Here is a 16,932-nt window from a genome sequence, read left to right on the forward strand (position 1 = left end):
AAATTCGATGATCGGCGATTGCCGGCGAAACGCCTTGACCGTCGTCAAGAAAAACGGCACGCGTGCGCATGGACGCGTGCCGTGTCGTCACAAAAAGAGGCGCGCTCGATGTTGCTTACGCGTCCTTCACGCGCTCGTTACGCGCCCTTCTTCGGCCGCAGTTGCATCGATTTGTATTCGAGATATTCGTCGAGCCCATACGTGCCGTTCTCGCGGCCGATCCCCGACTGCTTGAAACCGCCGAACGGCGCGGCCATGTTCCAGGCGCCGCCGTTGATGTCGACCTGCCCCGTGCGAATGCGGCGCGCGACGCGCATCGCGCGCTCGTCGCTGCCCGACCACACCGCGCCGCCGAGGCCGTACGGCGAATCGTTCGCGATCCGCACTGCATCGTCTTCGTCGCGATACGTGATGATCGACAGCACCGGGCCGAAGATTTCCTCCTGCGCGATCGTCGCGCCGGGCTCCACGCGCCCGAACACGGTCGGCTTCACGAAGAAGCCGCGCGCAATGCCTTCCGGCATGCCGAGGCCGCCCGTGACGAGCTCCGCGCCTTCGTCGATGCCGCGCCGAATATAATCCTGCACGCGCTTTTGCTGGACTGACGACGCCAGCGCGCCGAGCCGCGTCGCATCGTCGCGCGGATCGCCCGCGACATAGGTTTGCGCCGCGGCCTTCGCGAGGTCGCGCGCTTCTTCGTAGCGCGATTCCGGCACGAGCATCCGCGTGTGCGCGGAGCACGTCTGGCCTGCATTCAGATAGCACGCGGACACCGTGCCCTTCACCGCGGCCGCGAAGTCGGCGTCGTCGAGAATCACCGACGCCGACTTGCCGCCCAGCTCGAGCGCGACGCGCTTCACGCCGGCCGCGGCGAGCTCGGCGACGCGCTTGCCCGCGCGCGTCGAGCCGGTGAACGACACCATGTCGACATCGGGGTCGCTCGCGAGCGCCTCGCCGACGACGGGCCCGTAGCCGCACACGAGATTGAACACGCCGGCGGGCAGCCCCGCGTCGTGAATCGCTTCGGCGAGGATGAACGCATTGAGCGGCGCGACTTCGGACGGCTTCAGCGCGACCGTGCAGCCGGCCGCGAGCGCGGCGGCAACCTTCAGCGTGATCTGGTTGAGCGGGTAGTTCCACGGCGTGATCGCCGCGACGACGCCGACGGGCTCGCGCACGACGAGCGAATTGCCGACCTGTTCCTCGAACGCGAAGGTCTCGGCGAGCTTCGCATACGCACCCCAGTTGTAGATCGGGCCTCCGACCTGGATCGCGCGCGATAGCTTGATCGGCATGCCGACTTCGCCCGTGATCGATTGCGCGAGTTCCTCGCTGCGCGCCTTCAGGTTGTCGGTGATCCTGTGCAGATAGCGGGCGCGCTCGGCGGGCGGCGTCGCGGCCCAGTCGTCGAACGCCGCGCGCGCGGCGGCGACGGCCGCTTTCGCGTCTTCGGCGGCGCCTTCGGGAATGCGGCCGATCACGGCCTCGGTGCCGGAGTCGATCACGTCGATCGTGCCCTTGCCCGCGCTCGGGCGCCACGTGCCGCCGATGTAGAACTGTTCGTAGGTTTTCATCGCAGCCCTCTTGATCCCGGTGGAAATACGGTCATTCTACCCAGTCGAGCACATCGACCACTCGGCATCCCCCCATCGTTTCGGAGAAGGTCCAATGTGCCGGACAAACTACACTCGAAGAATTGCGTTTCGGCAGGAGACGTTTCTCGCTCCGCAACGGTTCGCAGACTCATGTCATCAAACCGATCGACGCCGCTACCGGCTTTCGGCGGCGTGCGCTGACCCGACTTCCCGCCCGCTCTGCAAATCGCCGTTTCATCGAAAGGACGTACGACCATGCCAAACTCACTCGAAACCCAGATTCGCCAGGCAATGAAAACAGGCGGCACCCTCACTATCGAATTCGATCAGGCTCTCAATCAGAAATCGCCGGGCACCTTGAATGTATTTCTTCACTCGACGAAAGGCGGCGTAAGGATAGATCTCGATTCGGGCAATCAAGGCGAACCGGCGAAAATACTGTGGCTACCGTGGAAGCAAGGCGAACTGCAAACACTGCAACCCGGATCGATCTCGACCACGGGCATGCTGTTCTTCACCTACTACCTGACTGGTTGCAAAGTATTCGCCGCCAGCGGCGGCCCCGTCTGGCACATCGATGCGCCAGTCGAGGTCGAGCAGTTCTGGCCCAGAATGTCGAGCGACGAATGGATGGAGGATTGGGAGATCGGCACCGATCAAGCGATTGCCTATCTTCATCGCGCGGGCCAACGCGACAACCTGTGGAATCTATCCAAGTATCTTGAAGGCCCCGCCCCGAGCACATACGGACGCGACAATCTGGGAGAGGCGGTGGTGGGTGGAATCGTCAGCGGCCCCCGGCAAATGGACCTGTACCAGTACGCCACGACATCTTCGGGCTCATCTCCCTGGAGCCGATTGGCGTACACCAATCAGCGACGCAAGCAATAGGCGGGAGCGGAGGCGGGGGCGTTCATCTTCGTCCGGACCGACGACGGGGCCACATCGCCGACCGAGGACGGGCCTCTTGTCGGCCCCTTCCCGCCCTGCGTCGCACGAAGCCGGATCGGATGATCGGGCGACCCGGTTTCGATCGGGCCGCCGTCACGATTTCGCTTACTGCAAACCCTTGCTCGCGAGGAAATCCTCGTAATTCCCGCCGAAGTCAGTCAGCTTGCCATCCGTCGTCACTTCGATGATCCGGTTCGCGAGGCCGCTCACGAACTCGCGGTCGTGCGACACGAAGATCAGCGTGCCCTCGAACTTCTCGAGCGCGATCTGCAGCGACTCGATCGACTCCATGTCCATGTGGTTGGTCGGCTCGTCCATCAGGAGCACGTTGTGGCGGCCGAGCATCAGCTTGCCCCAGATCATCCGGCCCTTCTCGCCGCCCGACAGCACCTTCACCGATTTCCTGATGTCGTCCGCCGAGAACAGCAGGCGGCCGAGCGTGCCGCGCACCATCGTTTCGTCGTCGCCGTCCCTGCGGTACTGGTCGATCCAGTCCATCAGCGTGACGTCGTTCGGGAACGCTTCGTAGGTGTCCTGCGGCATGTAGCCGACGTTCGCGTTCTCGGCCCACTTCACGGTGCCGTGCTCGAGCGCCAGGTTGCCGAGCAGCGAACGCAGCAGCGTCGTCTTGCCCGCACCGTTCTCGCCGATGATCGCGATGCGCTCGCCCGGCTGCACCGACAGGTTGAAGTTCTCGAAGATCGTGCGCTCGTACTTCTTCGTGATCTCTTGCGCGACGACCGCGACGTTGTGCAGCTTCTTCTCGTACTCGAAGCGGATGAACGGGTTCTGGCGCGACGACGGCTTGAATTCCTCGATCTTGATCTTGTCGATCTGCTTCGCGCGGCTCGTCGCCTGGCGGGCCTTCGACTTGTTCGCCGAGAAGCGGCGCACGAAGTCCTGCAACTCGGCGACGCGCTCCTTCGCGCGCGCGTTCGCGGCGGCCTGGCGCTCGCGCGCCTGCGCGGACGCGAGCATGTAGTCGTCGTAATTGCCCGGCCAGACCTTCAGCGTGCCGTAGTCCATGTCGGCCATGTGCGTGCACACCGAGTTCAGGAAGTGACGATCATGCGAGATGATGATCATCGTCGAATCGTAGTTGTTGAGCGTGTCCTCGAGCCAGCGGATCGAGTTGATGTCGAGGTTGTTGGTCGGCTCGTCGAGCAGCAGCACGTCCGGGTTCGAGAACAGCGCCTGCGCGAGCAGCACGCGCAGCTTCCAGCCCGGCGCGACGTCGCGCATCGGGCCATTGTGGAATTTCTCCTCGATGCCGATGCCGAGCAACAGCGCGCCCGCGCGCGCCTCGGCGTCGTAGCCGCCGTATTCGGCGAACTTCGCCTCGAGCTCGGCTGCGTGCATGTAGTCGTCGTCGGTCGCCTCCGGGTTCGCGTAGATCGCGTCGCGCTCGGTCATCGCGGCCCACATCTCGGTGTGGCCCATCATCACGACGTCGAGCACGCGCACGTCCTCGTATGCGAACTGATCCTGGCGCAGCTTGCCGAGACGAACGTTCGGCTCGAGCGCGACGTTGCCCGACGATGGCTCGAGATCGCCACCCAGGATCTTCATGAAGGTCGACTTGCCGCAGCCGTTCGCTCCGATGAGGCCGTAGCGGTTGCCCTCCCCGAACTTGACCGAGATGTTCTCGAACAGGGGCTTGGGCCCGAATTGCATCGTGATGTTGGCGGTAGAAAGCACGGCAGATCCCGTTAAGAGATAGATCGACGGAAAACCGGGTATTTTAGCAGGAGTCGATGAATCGCTGCGCCGCATGCCCTTCGGGCCCCGAAAACGGGCGCGCCATTCGCCTGTCTTTTCCTCCCGCGGCCGGCATAAATTGCCCGGCGCGCCGATCCGTCAAGCCCGCGCCCCCGTCACTTGCGCGCATTCGCCGCCTGCTGCGGCGCCTTCAATTGCGCGAACAGTTCCGGGCACGGCACGTCCTTGTTGTTGCTCGGCGCGATCAGCGGGATCAGCGCCGCGAGCGGATTCACGAGCCCGAGGCCGACCATCGCGCCCGCGCGCAACGCGAGCGCGCCCGCATCGACGCCGACGTCCGGATTCTTGAACGTCCCCTTCATGTATAGCGGCGAGCGCAGCGAGAACACGCGGAATCCCTTCGTATGCGGATGGACCTTCAGGTTCATCGACTCGTTGCGCAAATCGATCGGGCCGTCGATGTTGATCAGCGCGTCGTCGGTATCGAACGCGAACAGCTTCGTGTCGAGCAAGCCGTTGGTCGCCACGAAATCGACGGCCGCGCAATTGATCTTCACGTCTTGGCCGCCGAACATCTTCTCGTAAAGGACGTTGGCGACGTTCAGGCCCGCCGCCTCCATCAGCAAGCGGCTGATCGCGCCGTTGGTCATCAGCATCTTCACTTCGCCGCTCGACGTCGCCGCGAGCGCGGCGGGCGAGTTGCCGGTCGCCGACAGCGCCGCATCGCCGTTGATCTCGCCGAACGCGGACTGCATGACCTTCTGCGTCGGGAACAGTTGCCTGAGCTTCAGATGCCGCGCGGCCACCGCGAAGCGCCCCTTGAGCGGCGCGGCGCCGCCGTCGAGATGCGCGGTCGTCGCGAGCGAGCCGCCCGCGACGCCGAACTTCAGCGGCTCGAGCGACAGCACGCCGTCCGTCATCACGATGTGCGTGTACAGATCGGTGATCGGCAGCGCGGCGCTCTTGACCAGCTTGCGGCCCGTGAACTTGACGTCGGCGTCGAGCGCGCGCCAGCGGTCAGTGCGGAACGTCTCGACAGGCAGCACGCGGCCGGGCGGCTGCTTCGTCGTGTCCCCGCGCTGCGCCTTGCTCGCGGCCGTGTCGGCGCCGACGATCGGCGCGAGATCGGAGAATTGCAGCAGATTCGACACGAGCTCGCCGGACAGCAGCGGCCGGGGCGCGCGCTGCTGGTACGTCAACGTGCCGCGCAGATCGCTGCCACCGACGCGGCCGTTGAAGTTCTCGTAGCGGAACGTGCTCGCGCCTCGCTTGAAATGGCCGATGAGCCGGCCTTCGGTCGCGTAGGGCGGCGTGTCGGGCAGCGTCACGCCCGTGAGCGGATACAGATGCGACATGCTCGTGCCCTGCAGCCACAGCCGCAGATCGATCGCGGCGAGATGGACCGGATCGGTGAGCGTGCCGACGATCGCGAGGCGCGTGTCGCCCGCCTTCACGTCGGCCTGCAGCGGGAACGGCCGCGATGCGTCGCGAAGCGACAGCACGCCGCCCATCTTGCCCGTGCCGGCGATCGGCACGCCCTTGTAGCGGCCCTTGACGGTCAGGCCGAATGCGTAGGTCGGACCGGCCGGCCGCTTCGCCGCGGCAGCCGCGCTTGCGCTGCTTGTGCCAGGCCCGGCCGCGGTCGTCGATACAGCGGCAGCGGAGGCCGCTGCGGAAGCGGCCGCTCCGCCTGCATTCGACGCGGGCGCCTTGCCGGCGGCAATCGCCGCGGCGCTGCCGCCTGACGACGACGCAGCCGTCTTCGGCGAGCCGCCCGCATTCGCCGAAACCCGATTTCCCGCCGCCTGCGCCGACGCCGCCTGGCTGCCGCCGGAAGCCTTGCCGGCCGGCGCCGCGCCATTCGCGCCATTCGCGCCATTCGCGCCCGTTGCGCCGCTCGCCGCCGAAGCGCCGCCCGTTCCGGGCGCTTCGGCCGCCGACGCTGCCGACGCTGCCGACGCCTCGGACACAATCTGGGCCTTCGCCTTCGCGGTCAGTTGCGCCGCCCCCTTCTTGCCGACCCGCTGCGCCGACGCCGCTCGCGACGTTTCCTCCTGCTGCCGGAGCACGTCGCCGAGCGGGATCGGCTGGCCGAGCGTGTCGACCGCGACGCTCAGATCAGCTTTCGTGATCGCATCGCGATACGCGACCGTGCCCTTCGCGAAGCCGAAGTCGCGCAATTGCACCTTCCACGGCGACGGGCCGGAAGACTGCTTGAATTCGAAGGTCCAGTTGTTGCGGCCGTCGGCGAGGCGCTCGATGTCGAGCGCCGGATTGACGAGCTCGATCGTCGGGATCACGACCTCATGGGCGAGCAGCGGCAGCAGCGCGAGCTCGAAGCGCGCTTCGTCGAGCGTCGCGAAGTCGGGCGCCTTCGCCCAGGGCGGGTTGCCGATCACGACCTGGCGCGCCGAGAACATCGGCCACGGCACCCAGGCGCGCCAGCCGGTCTCGCCGTCGGGCCGCCGCCAGCCGACCTTGATGTCGCCGCGGATCTCGAATGGCCGGCCGATCGACGCGCTTGCCTGCTCGTTGATCCACGGTTTCGCGCGGCTCCAGTCGAACGTGAAGATGAACACGCCGACCGCCGCGGTCAAGACCGCGAAGATGCCGACGATCCACGCCGCCGTTTTGCCGAGGGTACGGGTGAGCGTCATGCCAGATTCCGTCGTTGTTCTTCCTGAACCGGCAGCGCCGCGCAGCGTGCGCGACGCTGCCACTGACAGTTATTATGGCGCACGATGCGGCGCCACCCGCCCCCATTTACCGTTTTTTGCGTTTTTTGCATTTATGACAGCCGATGCCCTGATCGAAGCCCGACAGATCACGCGACGCGACGCGGCGAGCGGCAAAACGCTCCTGGCCCCGACCGATTTCTCGCTCGCGGCGGGAGAGCGGATCGCGCTCACCGGCCCGTCGGGCTCCGGCAAGAGCGTGTTCCTGAGGGTTCTCGCGCGCCTCGATCCGATCGACGGCGGTCAATTGCTCTGGCACGGCAAGCGCGTGCCGCGCGCGGCCATCCCGCGCTACCGGCGCAGCGTCGCGTACGTTCGGCAGCGCCCCGCGACGGCCGACGGCACGGTCGAGGACCTGCTGCGCTACCCCTATTCGCTCGCGGTCTATCGCGATGCGCACTTCGACCGCGCGCGCGTCGCGCGCCTCGCCGCGCAAGCGGGCCGCGGCGACGATTTCCTGCGCAAGGCCGCGAGCGAGCTGTCGGGCGGCGAGGCGCAGATCGCCGCGCTGCTGCGCGTGCTGCAGCTCGCCCCCGACGTGCTGCTGCTCGACGAGCCGACGTCCGCCCTCGATCCCGATTCGACCCGCGCGATCGAGGCGCTCGTGGCCGCCTGGTTCGCCGCGGCGCCCGCCGCGCGCTCGTATCTGTGGATTTCGCACGACCCGGCGCAGGCGGCGCGCGTCGGCCGCCGGCGCCTGACGATGCGCGCCGGCGCGCTCGGCGATGCCGCGACGGAGAACATGCGATGAACACGCCGCTGCAAGACCTGAGCCTCGTCGACGTCGGGATCGCGGCGGCGCTCGTCGCGATCAACGGCGCGATTTCGGTCGCCCTGTCGCTCGGCCTCGGCCGCAAGCTCGCGTGGGCTGCCGCGCGCACCGTCGTGCAGTTGCTCGCGATCGGCTACGTGCTCGGCTGGGTGTTCGGCCATCCGCGCTGGTACGTCGTGCTGCCGCTCGTCGCGCTGATGACGCTGATCGCCGGCTTCGCGGGCGCCGCGCGCGGCAAGCGGACCTACGCGGGGCAGCGCGCCGACAGCATCCTGTCGATCTGGGCGAGTAGCTGGTTCGTCGCGGCAATCGGGCTGTTCGTCGTGATCCGCATCCATCCGTGGTACGAGCCGCAATATGCGATCCCGATCCTCGGGATGATTCTCGGCAACACGCTGACGGGCGTGTCGCTCGGCATCGAGCGGATGATGGAGGAGCTGACCGCGCGGCGCGATCGCGTCGAGACGGCGCTCGCGCTCGGCGCGACGCGCTGGGAAGCGGCGCAGGACGCGGCGCGGCAGGCGGTGCGCGCCGGCATGCTGCCGACGCTCAACCAGATGGCCGTCGTCGGCGTCGTGAGCCTGCCCGGGATGATGACGGGCCAGGTGCTCGCCGGGCAGTCGCCGCTGCAGGCCGTCCGCTATCAGATCGTCATCATGTTCCTGATCGCGGCGGCGTCCGCGCTCGGCACCGTCGGCGCGGTGCTGTCGACTTATCGGCGGCTCTTCTCCGCCGAGCACCGGTTTCTGGCATCGCGGCTCGTCGAGCGGGAAAAGACCGCGAATCGCGGGTGAGACGCGCACGCCCGTGGAGTGGACCCGCTCGTCGGACGCTTGATGGTTCGTCGATTCGCGTGGGACGTAACAGCTTGGCGAGTCGGCGGACTGGCGATTGGCGCGAGCCTTGTCGCCGATCCGAGTGATCCGAGTGATCCGAGTGATTATCGAGTCGCGCGCCGACATCCGGCGTGTCATGCGGCGTGCGTGCCGCGCCGCCGCCATCCGCCACGCGAACGCCGCCGCGCCACCCCGTTACCGCTTGATCGACACCGTGATCTTCGTGCCGTCGCGCATCGCGATCGACTTCGAGCCGCCCGTCGGGATCGACAGCCATTTCACCTGGCTCACCGATACGACATTCGGGCATTGCAGCGTCTTGCCGTTCACCGTGACCTTCTTCGCGCCGTTCGGCGCGCTCGCCTGGAAGCTCAGTTGCACGTTCGCGACGCCCTTGCTGTCGATGGATGGCGCGAGCCGCACCTGCGCCTGCCGGACCATCGCGCCGTTCGCGTCGCGCGGCAGCGTGTCCGCATTCGGGCACGCGCCGGGCATCGGCACGGCGCCCGACGGCGGCACCGACTTCCAGTTGTAATCGTCGGTTTCGCCGGAGCGGATCTTGCGCGTCTCCTGCATCGTGCCGAACTGCTTCGAGTCGACCTTGACCGTGTATTGAAGCTGGCCGTCGTTGCCGCCCAGCACACTGCCCTTGATGGGCGGCGCCGCATGCGCGGCGAAAGCCGAGAGCAGCGCCGCGGCGGCGCACGACGCGACGAGCGGCGACAGAATGCGTTGACTCATGCTGACCTCTCCTTTTATGACGACGTGCTGCGCGAATCGCCGGGTTATCGATGCATGACGCAATGCCAGTCTAACGCGAAGCGGCACGCGTGGCGCCTGCCGCGCATCGGGTGTTACCCCTGCTTGCACGATCCGCGCCGAGCGTGCGTGGCGCGCGATCACGGGCTCGATACTCGCCTCGGGGCGCTCGCTTCGCGCGGCATCGCCCGGAATGGACGAGATGCATCGCGGACACGTCATGCTCGCTCGCATGCTGCCGGAACGTGAAGCCGTCGACGGCGAAGACGCCAAGCGCGCGCACGACAAATTTGATCCATCGCAAATTTTCACGCCTTGTTGCTCGAACCATCGAATCGAGTTGACGGCGACGTCCGGTATCAAACGCTGTCCGCACAAGAGCCGAGAGCCGGAAATCGCCAGCCGGGAATGCGCAGCGATCAGCCACGCCCCGCCCGCCACCGTCCGATCGGACACGCCCGAGTCCTCCCCCTACCGCCCGTCCGCTGGCGCTGCGTCGCAACCGGCTACAATAACGGGTTCGCCGCATCGCCTTGGTCGGCGCCGCCACCCGCTCCACCGTGACACTTCCATGACCACGAATCTCGTCGTTCAAAGCACTGCGCCGCTCTCCGACGCGCATCACAAGCCGCTCGCCGCACTCGCGCGCGGCGCGCGCGTCGTTCCGCTCGACGCGCAGTCGATCCGCATCGAGGGCGCCGACCCCGCGCAGCGCGCCGACATCGACGCATACTGCGGCGCGCACGCGCTCGACTACGCGTTCGTCGACGCGGCCCGCAAGCTTGCCGACTTCGGACTCGTCGCGATGGACATGGATTCGACGCTGATCACGATCGAGTGCATCGACGAGATCGCGGACTTCTGCGGCCTGAAAGCCGAAGTCTCGGCGATCACCGAGGCGGCGATGCGCGGCGAGATCAAGGATTTCAACGAGAGCCTGACCCGCCGCGTCGCGCTGCTCGCGGGCCTCGACGCGAGCGCGCTCGAGCGCGTCTACGAAGAACGGCTGCGGCTGTCGCCGGGCGCCGAGTCGATGCTTGCCGGCGTGAAAGCGGCGGGCCTGAAGACGCTGCTCGTATCGGGCGGCTTCACCTTCTTCACCGAGCGCCTGAAGGCGCGGCTCGGCCTCGACTTCGCGCACTCGAACACGCTCGAGATCGTCGACGGCAAGCTGACGGGCAGGGTCGTCGGCGAGATCGTCAACGCGGACGTGAAGGCGCGCGCGGTGCGCGATACGTGCGCGGCGCTCGGCATCGAGCCCGCACGCGCGATCGTCCTCGGCGACGGGTCGAACGATCTGAAGATGATGGCCGCCGGCGGCTTCTCGATCGCGTTTCGCGCGAAGCCGGTCGTGCGCAGCGCGGCGAGCGCCGCGTTCGATCACGTCGGCCTCGACGGATTGCTGCGGCTGTTCTGAGGCCGCGCTCAGGCTCGCCCGGCCCGCGCGCGGCGCGGCCGAAAGAACCGCCGCCTCTGTCTTCCGCCGCGGTCCGATGTCGCGCGTTACGCGAACGTTTCGGCGAATGCGCGCTCGATGTCCGCGCGCAAATCGGCTTCATCTTCGAGGCCGACATAGAAACGCACCAGCGTGCCGCGATGCGGCCACTTGCCCGTGCGCATCGACTGAACGTCGTACGGCATCGCGAGGCTGCATGCGCCGCCCCAGCTCCAGCCGATCGCGAACAGCGCGAGCGCCTCGACGAAGCGGTCGACCTGCGCGGCATCGTAGCGCTCGTCGAACACGACCGAGAACAGGCCGCCCGCGCCCGTGAAGTCTCGCATGAAGGCCTCGTGGCCGGGGCAATCGGGCAGTTGCGGATGCAGCACCGCCGCGATCTCCGCACGCGTCTTCAGCCAGCGCGCAAGCGACAGCGCGCTGCGGCCGTGCGCCTCGAAACGCGCCCGCATGCTCGGCAGGCCGCGCAGCACGAGCGAGCAGTCGTCGGCCGACACGCCGATGCCGAGCCGCATCCGCGCAAGCTTCAGCTTCGCGTGCAGTTCGTCGTCGGCGGTGATCGTCGCGCCCATCAGCACGTCGCTGCCGCCCGACTGATACTTCGTCAGCGCCTGCACCGAGATGTCGACGCCGTGCTCGAACGGCTTGAACGCAAGGCCCGCCGAATACGTGTTGTCGATCGCCGTGACGATCCCGCGCGAGTGCGCGACCGCCGTGATCGCCCGCACGTCGGGCACCTCCATCGTCACCGAGCCGGGCGCCTCAAGCCAGATGATGCGCGTGTTCGGCTGGATCAGATCGGCGATGCCCGCACCGATCATCGGATCGTAAAAGCGCGCGGTGATGCCGAAATCCTTCGCCAGCCATTTGCCGAAATCGCCGTTCGGCCCGTATGCGTTGTCCGGAATCAGCACGTCGTCACCTTCCTTGACGAGGCCGAAGTACACGTTCGTGATCGAGGAGAGCCCCGACGGCTGCAACAGCGCGTGCGTGCCGCCTTCGATCTCGGCGAGCCGCTGCGCGAGCGCGAGCGACGTCGGCGTGGCGTGCAACCCGTAGCGCCACTGGCCATCCTGGTGCCAGTCGAGGTTGCGCATCGTCGCGAGATCGGGGAACACGACCGTCGACGCTCGCGCGACCGGCACGACGAACGATTCGAAACCGGCGGGAATGCGATCGTCCGGCTGGACGACGCGCGTCTGGAGCGCGCGCTTGGGAATGGATGCGGTCATCACTGGGAGGGCTCGGCGCAAAACGAGCCGGAAAAGATTGGAAACCCGGCTAGCTTAGCCGGATTCCACACGTTTGGCCCGGTACAGTCGGCGCGGCCGCGACCGTGCCGGCGAGAGGCGCCCGCGCCCGAGACCGATGCGGGAGCGGGGGCAACAGATGGGGCCGGTAAGGGGGACTGGCAAGAGGACCGGCAAGAGACCGCCGAGCCCCGGCCGCATCGCCCAAAACCGTTGAGCTACCCGGCCCGTTGAGCCGCCCGGCAAGCGCCGATCGGCGACCGGGAGACTCGGCCGCCGCGCCGACCCGCCGCGTTCGCTATTCGGCGGTCCGCAGATTGCTCACGCCGTCGATCGACTGCCCCCGGACGCCCGCCTGCGGCGCGCCTGCGGCGGCCGGCGCGGGCTGCGCGCCCGCCGCATGCGACGGCGCGGGCGCGCCGCCCGCCGGGCGCAGCGCGACGGGCAGCGGATCCGACTGATCGGCGTTCATCCGGTCGGCGGACAAGCCGCCCGACGCATCGAAGCGGCCGATCCACACGCCCGTGATGTTCGTGCCGTCGTCCGATTCCTCGATCTCGAGCGTGTCGCCGTCGCGATCGCCCGCGAGCAGGACGACCGCCCCCGTGTCGAGATACTGGCACTCGCCATGCACGCCCGGCTCGTCCGTCTTCGGCCCGAGACGCACGACGACCTGCCGGCCGCCGACCGTCCCTTCGTAGCGCGGCAGCCGCGCATACGCCGGATTCGGCTTGAGCGGCGCGGCGGGCGGCGGCGCGTCCGCCTGCGGCGCGGCGGCGGACGCCGCATCGGCCGCGCCCGCGGAAGCCGCCACGCCCTGAGAGGGAGACTGCGCGAACGCGAGCCCCGCCGCCGTCGCAAGTGCGGCGGCGAGCGCCGCGCCGCGGATTCCGGTGATCAGCTTCAACTGCGCGGCCCTCTCGTTACAGACGCTCGAACACCGCGGCGATGCCCTGCCCGCCGCCGATGCACATCGTGACGAGCGCGTAGCGCCCGCCGGTCCGTTGCAGCTCGTACAGCGCCTTCACGGTGATGAGCGCGCCCGTCGCGCCGATCGGATGGCCGAGCGAAATGCCCGAGCCGTTCGGGTTGACCTTCGCCGGATCGAAGCCGAGCTCGCTCGACACCGCGCACGCCTGCGCGGCGAACGCCTCGTTCGCCTCGATCACGTCGAGATCGGCAACCGTGATGCCCGCACGCTCGAGCGCCTTCTTCGTCGCGGGCACGGGGCCGATGCCCATGTACGCCGGATCGACGCCCGCGTGCGCATACGAGACGAGGCGCGCGAGCGGCTTCGCGCCGCGCTGCTCGGCAACGCTGCGCTCCATCAGCACGACCGCGGCGGCGGCGTCGTTGATGCCCGATGCGTTGCCCGCCGTCACCGTGCCGTTCTCCTTGGCGAACACGGGCTTGAGCTTTGCGAAATCGTCGAGCGACGCGTCGTGGCGCACGTGCTCGTCGGCGTCGAACACGACCGTGCCTTTGCGCGATGCGATCTCGATCGGCAGGATCTGCTCCTTGAAGTAGCCGGACTTCGTCGCATGCGACGCGCGCCGATGCGATTCGACCGCGAGCGCGTCCTGCGCGTCGCGCGTGATCCCGTACTTCGTCGCGACGTTCTCGGCCGTCACGCCCATGTGAATCGACTGGAACGGATCGCTGAGCGCGCCGACCATCATGTCGACGAGCTTCGCGTCGCCCATCCGCTGGCCGAAGCGCGCGACCGGCACCGAGTACGGCGCGCGGCTCATGTTCTCCGCTCCGCCCGCGACTGCGATGTCCGCGTCGCCGAGCAGCACGCCCTGCGCGGCCGACACGATCGCCTGCAGGCCCGAGCCGCAAAGGCGGTTGAGCGTCAGCGCGGGCGCGTGCTGCGCGATGCCGCCGTTGATCGCCGCGACGCGCGCGAGATACATGTCCTTCGGCTCCGTGTGCACGACGTTGCCGAACACGACGTGGCCGACTTCGTCGCCCGACACCTGCGCGCGCGACAGCACTTCGCGCACGACCCGCGCGCCGAGCTCGGTCGGCGCGAAGTCCTTCAGGCTGCCGCCGAAATCGCCGATCGCGGTGCGTACGCCGCTTACCACCACTACTTCGCGTTGCATCGTTGCCTCCCTCTCTTCTCTTGATGAAAACCGATGGAGCGCGCGGTCGCGGCCGCGCACGTCATGCATTCGGATCGCGCGCCGCACGCGCGCGGGCTCACGCGCCCAATAGCCGCTCGACCGCGGCGCGCGACGGGATCGGCGCGACCGCGCCGAACCCTTGCGTCGACAGCGCGGCCGCCGCGTTCGCATAGCGTGCGGCCGAGAACGGATCATCGCCCGCGGCGAGCCGCGCGACGAACGCACCGCCGAAGCAGTCGCCCGCGCCCGTCGCGTCGAGCGCGTCGACGACGAAGCCGGGCACGACGCGCCGCTCGCCGGGCGTCGCGACATACGCGCCCTCGCGGCCGAGCTTCAGCGCGACGACGCGCGGCCCCAAGGCGAGCAGCGCATCGACGATCGCGTCGCGCTCGACGAGCCCGGTGAGCGCCGTCACGTCATCCCAGCTCGGCAGGCAGACATCGGTATGGCGCAGCGCCTCCGTCATCACCGCCCGCGCGCGCGGCAGCGGCCAGAGCTTGAGCCGCAGGTTCGTGTCGAAGCTCACGCGCGCGCCGTTCGCGCGCGCATGCGCGATCGCGGCGAACGCCGCATCGCACGCGCTCGTGCTGATCGCGAGGCTCACGCCCGACAGATGCACGAAGCGCGCGGCCGCGAGCGCGTCGAGCGGCAGATCGCGGATCGCGTAGCGGCTCGCGGCCGAGCCCGCGCGGAGATAATCGAACGCGTGGCCGTGCTCGCCGTGCGACACGAAATAGACGCCCGTCGGCGCGCTGCCGTCGATCCGCACGCACGACGTGTCGACGCGCTCGCGACGCCACAGATCGAGCAGCAACCGGCCGAAATGATCGTCGCCGAGCGCGGACACGAAACCCGCGCGCGCACCCTGCCGCGCGGCGGCGATGCAGAAGTTCGACGTATCGCCGCCGAAGCCCTGCAGATAGTTCGGCTCGCCCGGCCGCGCCTGATTGAATTCGACCATCGCCTCGCCGAGCGCGAGCACGTCCGGAGACGTCGCCGGCATCATCAGACCTCGCCCCAAAGATCGTGGCCGTCGGCGCCCGTGATCTTCACGGACACGAAATCGCCAACCTTGTACCGCTTCGACGCCTTCGTTGCCGGCTCGACGTAGACGACGCCGTCGATCTCGGGCGCGTCGGCCGCGGTGCGGCCGACGCCGCCCTCTTCGTTGACCTCGTCGATCAACACCTTGAGCGTCTTGCCGACCTTGCGTTCGATGCGCGCGGCCGACACCTCCTCGGCGACTTCCATGAATCGCGCGCGGCGCGCCTCGCGCACGTCGTCGGGCAGCGCGCCGTCGAGCTCGTTCGCGCTCGCACCCTCGACCGGAGAATACGCGAAGCAGCCGACGCGATCGAGCTCCGCCTCGCGAATGAAGTCGAGGAGTGTCTCGAATTGCGCGTCGGTCTCGCCCGGAAAGCCCGCGATGAACGTGCTGCGAATCGTCAGATCCGGACAGATCTCGCGCCACTTCTGCACGCGCTCGAGCACCCGCTCCGCGTTCGCCGGGCGCTTCATGCGCTTGAGCACGTCCGGGTGCGCGTGCTGGAACGGCACGTCGAGATACGGCAGCACGTGGTCCTTGAGCGGGCCTTGCGCCATCATCGGGATGATTTCGTCGACGTGCGGATACGGATACACGTAATGCAGACGCACCCACGCGCCGTACTGCGCGGCGAGCTCGCCGAGCGCGCCGACGAGCTCGGTCATCCGCGTCCTGAGCGGCCGTCCGTTCCAGAAGCCCGTGCGGTACTTGACGTCGACGCCGTACGCGCTCGTGTCCTGCGAGATCACGAGCAGTTCCTTCACGCCGGCCTTGAACAGGTTCTCGGCTTCGAGCATCACCTCGGCGACGGGCCGCGACACGAGATCGCCGCGCATCGACGGAATGATGCAGAACGAGCAGCGGTGATTGCAGCCTTCGGAGATCTTCAGATACGCGTAGTGGCGCGGCGTGAGCTTGATGCCCGCGGCCGGCACGAGATCGACGAACGGATCGTGCGGCTTCGGCAGATGGCTGTGCACGACCTGCATCACTTCGCCGACCGCATGCGGGCCGGTGACGGCGAGCACCTTCGGGTGCACTTCCTCGATGAGGCCGGAGCCGCTCGCGCTCTTCTTCGCGCCGAGGCAGCCGGTGACGATCACCTTGCCGTTTTCCGCGAGCGCTTCGCCAATCGCGTCGAGGCTTTCCTGGACCGCTTCGTCGATGAAGCCGCAGGTGTTGACGACGACGAGATCCGCGCCGTCATAGGTGCCGGAGATTTCGTAGCCTTCGGCGCGCAGTTGCGTGATGATCTGCTCGGAGTCGACGAGCGCCTTCGGGCACCCGAGCGAAACCATGCCCACCTTGGGCGCGGCGAGCGGCTTACCGCGTGATTTCAATGAATTTTCCAACTATCGCTTCCATGCGTGAGGGGACGGCGTCCGGTGGCGGCACGCCTTGGGTTTGCCGGCATTTTACCCTCCGCGCGGCGACGTTTCCCCGCGGGAGCACACCGAGCGCGTCGCCCACCCGGACCGCATGCGTGACGCCGATTGCGAGCTGCTTGGTGACGAGCCTCATGAGCCGGATCGCCCCGACGTAGCACGCGCCCATCGCGCTCGTACACGGCAGACGCGCGAGGCCGGCCGACAGCTTCAGGAGTCGGGTTCGCGAATGCAGCGCGTGCGTCGCAGACGAAACGGCCGCCTGCCCGTCTGCCGCGGCGGCATCATTCGGGCGCATCC

Annotated in this window: 13 protein-coding genes and 1 pseudogene; 4 read left to right on the forward strand and 10 right to left on the reverse strand. The window is 68.0% G+C overall.

Features of this window, described 5'->3' with window-relative positions:
* Window positions 1-137: 137 nt before the first annotated feature.
* Window positions 138-1,574, reverse strand: coding sequence for an aldehyde dehydrogenase family protein (locus WT16_RS00305; RefSeq protein WP_063532483.1), 1,437 nt, complete (start codon window positions 1,572-1,574; stop codon window positions 138-140).
* Window positions 1,575-1,850: 276 nt separating this feature from the next.
* Here WT16_RS00305 and WT16_RS00310 point away from each other — a divergent pair, with 276 nt between their 5' ends.
* On the forward strand, window positions 1,851-2,486 hold the full coding sequence (locus WT16_RS00310; RefSeq protein ID WP_015601377.1) for an eIF4A-inactivating lethal factor BLF1: 636 nt from the start codon (window positions 1,851-1,853) through the stop codon (window positions 2,484-2,486).
* Between the two features lie 165 nt (window positions 2,487-2,651).
* On the opposite strand, the gene WT16_RS00315 is transcribed toward WT16_RS00310, so the two are convergent.
* Together WT16_RS00315 and WT16_RS00320 are read right to left on the reverse strand one after the other, a co-directional pair.
* A complete protein-coding gene (locus WT16_RS00315) occupies window positions 2,652-4,244 on the reverse strand; it encodes an ABC-F family ATPase (RefSeq protein ID WP_063532484.1) in 1,593 nt (530 codons plus the stop codon).
* Between the two features lie 176 nt (window positions 4,245-4,420).
* Complete coding sequence (locus WT16_RS00320; protein ID WP_063532485.1) at window positions 4,421-6,922, reverse strand: AsmA family protein; 2,502 nt, start codon at window positions 6,920-6,922, stop codon at window positions 4,421-4,423.
* 133 nt (window positions 6,923-7,055) lie between these two features.
* Here WT16_RS00320 and WT16_RS00325 point away from each other — a divergent pair, with 133 nt between their 5' ends.
* On the forward strand, window positions 7,056-7,751 hold the full coding sequence (locus WT16_RS00325) for an ATP-binding cassette domain-containing protein (protein ID WP_006026931.1): 696 nt from the start codon (window positions 7,056-7,058) through the stop codon (window positions 7,749-7,751).
* Window positions 7,748-8,566, forward strand: coding sequence for an iron export ABC transporter permease subunit FetB (gene fetB / locus WT16_RS00330; RefSeq protein WP_059930832.1), 819 nt, complete (start codon window positions 7,748-7,750; stop codon window positions 8,564-8,566). Before WT16_RS00325 ends, fetB begins: the two co-directional genes overlap by 4 nt.
* 237 nt (window positions 8,567-8,803) lie before the next feature.
* Here the strand turns inward: fetB and WT16_RS00335 are convergent, their stop codons facing one another.
* Together WT16_RS00335 and WT16_RS34655 are read right to left on the reverse strand one after the other, a co-directional pair.
* Complete coding sequence (locus WT16_RS00335) at window positions 8,804-9,349, reverse strand: DUF6013 family protein (protein ID WP_063532486.1); 546 nt, start codon at window positions 9,347-9,349, stop codon at window positions 8,804-8,806.
* Window positions 9,350-9,419: 70 nt separating this feature from the next.
* Window positions 9,420-9,896 (reverse strand): annotated as a pseudogene (locus tag WT16_RS34655) (hypothetical protein).
* Between the two features lie 42 nt (window positions 9,897-9,938).
* Between WT16_RS34655 and serB the strand changes: the two are divergent.
* Window positions 9,939-10,784 (forward strand): phosphoserine phosphatase SerB, encoded by an 846-nt coding sequence (gene serB / locus WT16_RS00340; protein WP_063532487.1) that lies wholly within the window; start codon window positions 9,939-9,941, stop codon window positions 10,782-10,784.
* 86 nt (window positions 10,785-10,870) lie between these two features.
* Here serB and WT16_RS00345 read toward each other — a convergent pair whose 3' ends face one another.
* From WT16_RS00345 to rimO, 5 genes are all read right to left on the reverse strand, one after another.
* Complete coding sequence (locus WT16_RS00345; RefSeq protein ID WP_059934684.1) at window positions 10,871-12,055, reverse strand: cystathionine beta-lyase; 1,185 nt, start codon at window positions 12,053-12,055, stop codon at window positions 10,871-10,873.
* A 316-nt stretch (window positions 12,056-12,371) separates the two neighbouring features.
* A complete protein-coding gene (locus tag WT16_RS00350) occupies window positions 12,372-12,980 on the reverse strand; it encodes a hypothetical protein (RefSeq protein ID WP_015602101.1) in 609 nt (202 codons plus the stop codon).
* 16 nt (window positions 12,981-12,996) lie between these two features.
* Window positions 12,997-14,181, reverse strand: coding sequence for a beta-ketothiolase BktB (bktB, locus tag WT16_RS00355; RefSeq protein ID WP_063532488.1), 1,185 nt, complete (start codon window positions 14,179-14,181; stop codon window positions 12,997-12,999).
* Between the two features lie 97 nt (window positions 14,182-14,278).
* Window positions 14,279-15,205, reverse strand: a complete 927-nt coding sequence (locus WT16_RS00360) for a sugar kinase (RefSeq protein WP_063532554.1) — start codon at window positions 15,203-15,205, stop codon at window positions 14,279-14,281.
* Between the two features lie 2 nt (window positions 15,206-15,207).
* The gene (gene rimO / locus WT16_RS00365; protein WP_082874647.1) at window positions 15,208-16,599 is read right to left on the reverse strand and encodes a 30S ribosomal protein S12 methylthiotransferase RimO; all 1,392 of its coding nucleotides are present in this window, start codon (window positions 16,597-16,599) and stop codon (window positions 15,208-15,210) included.
* Window positions 16,600-16,932 lie beyond the last annotated feature (333 nt).

The sequence above is a fragment of the Burkholderia sp. MSMB1589WGS genome (genome assembly GCF_001636105.1).
GTDB lineage: Bacteria > Pseudomonadota > Gammaproteobacteria > Burkholderiales > Burkholderiaceae > Burkholderia > Burkholderia humptydooensis.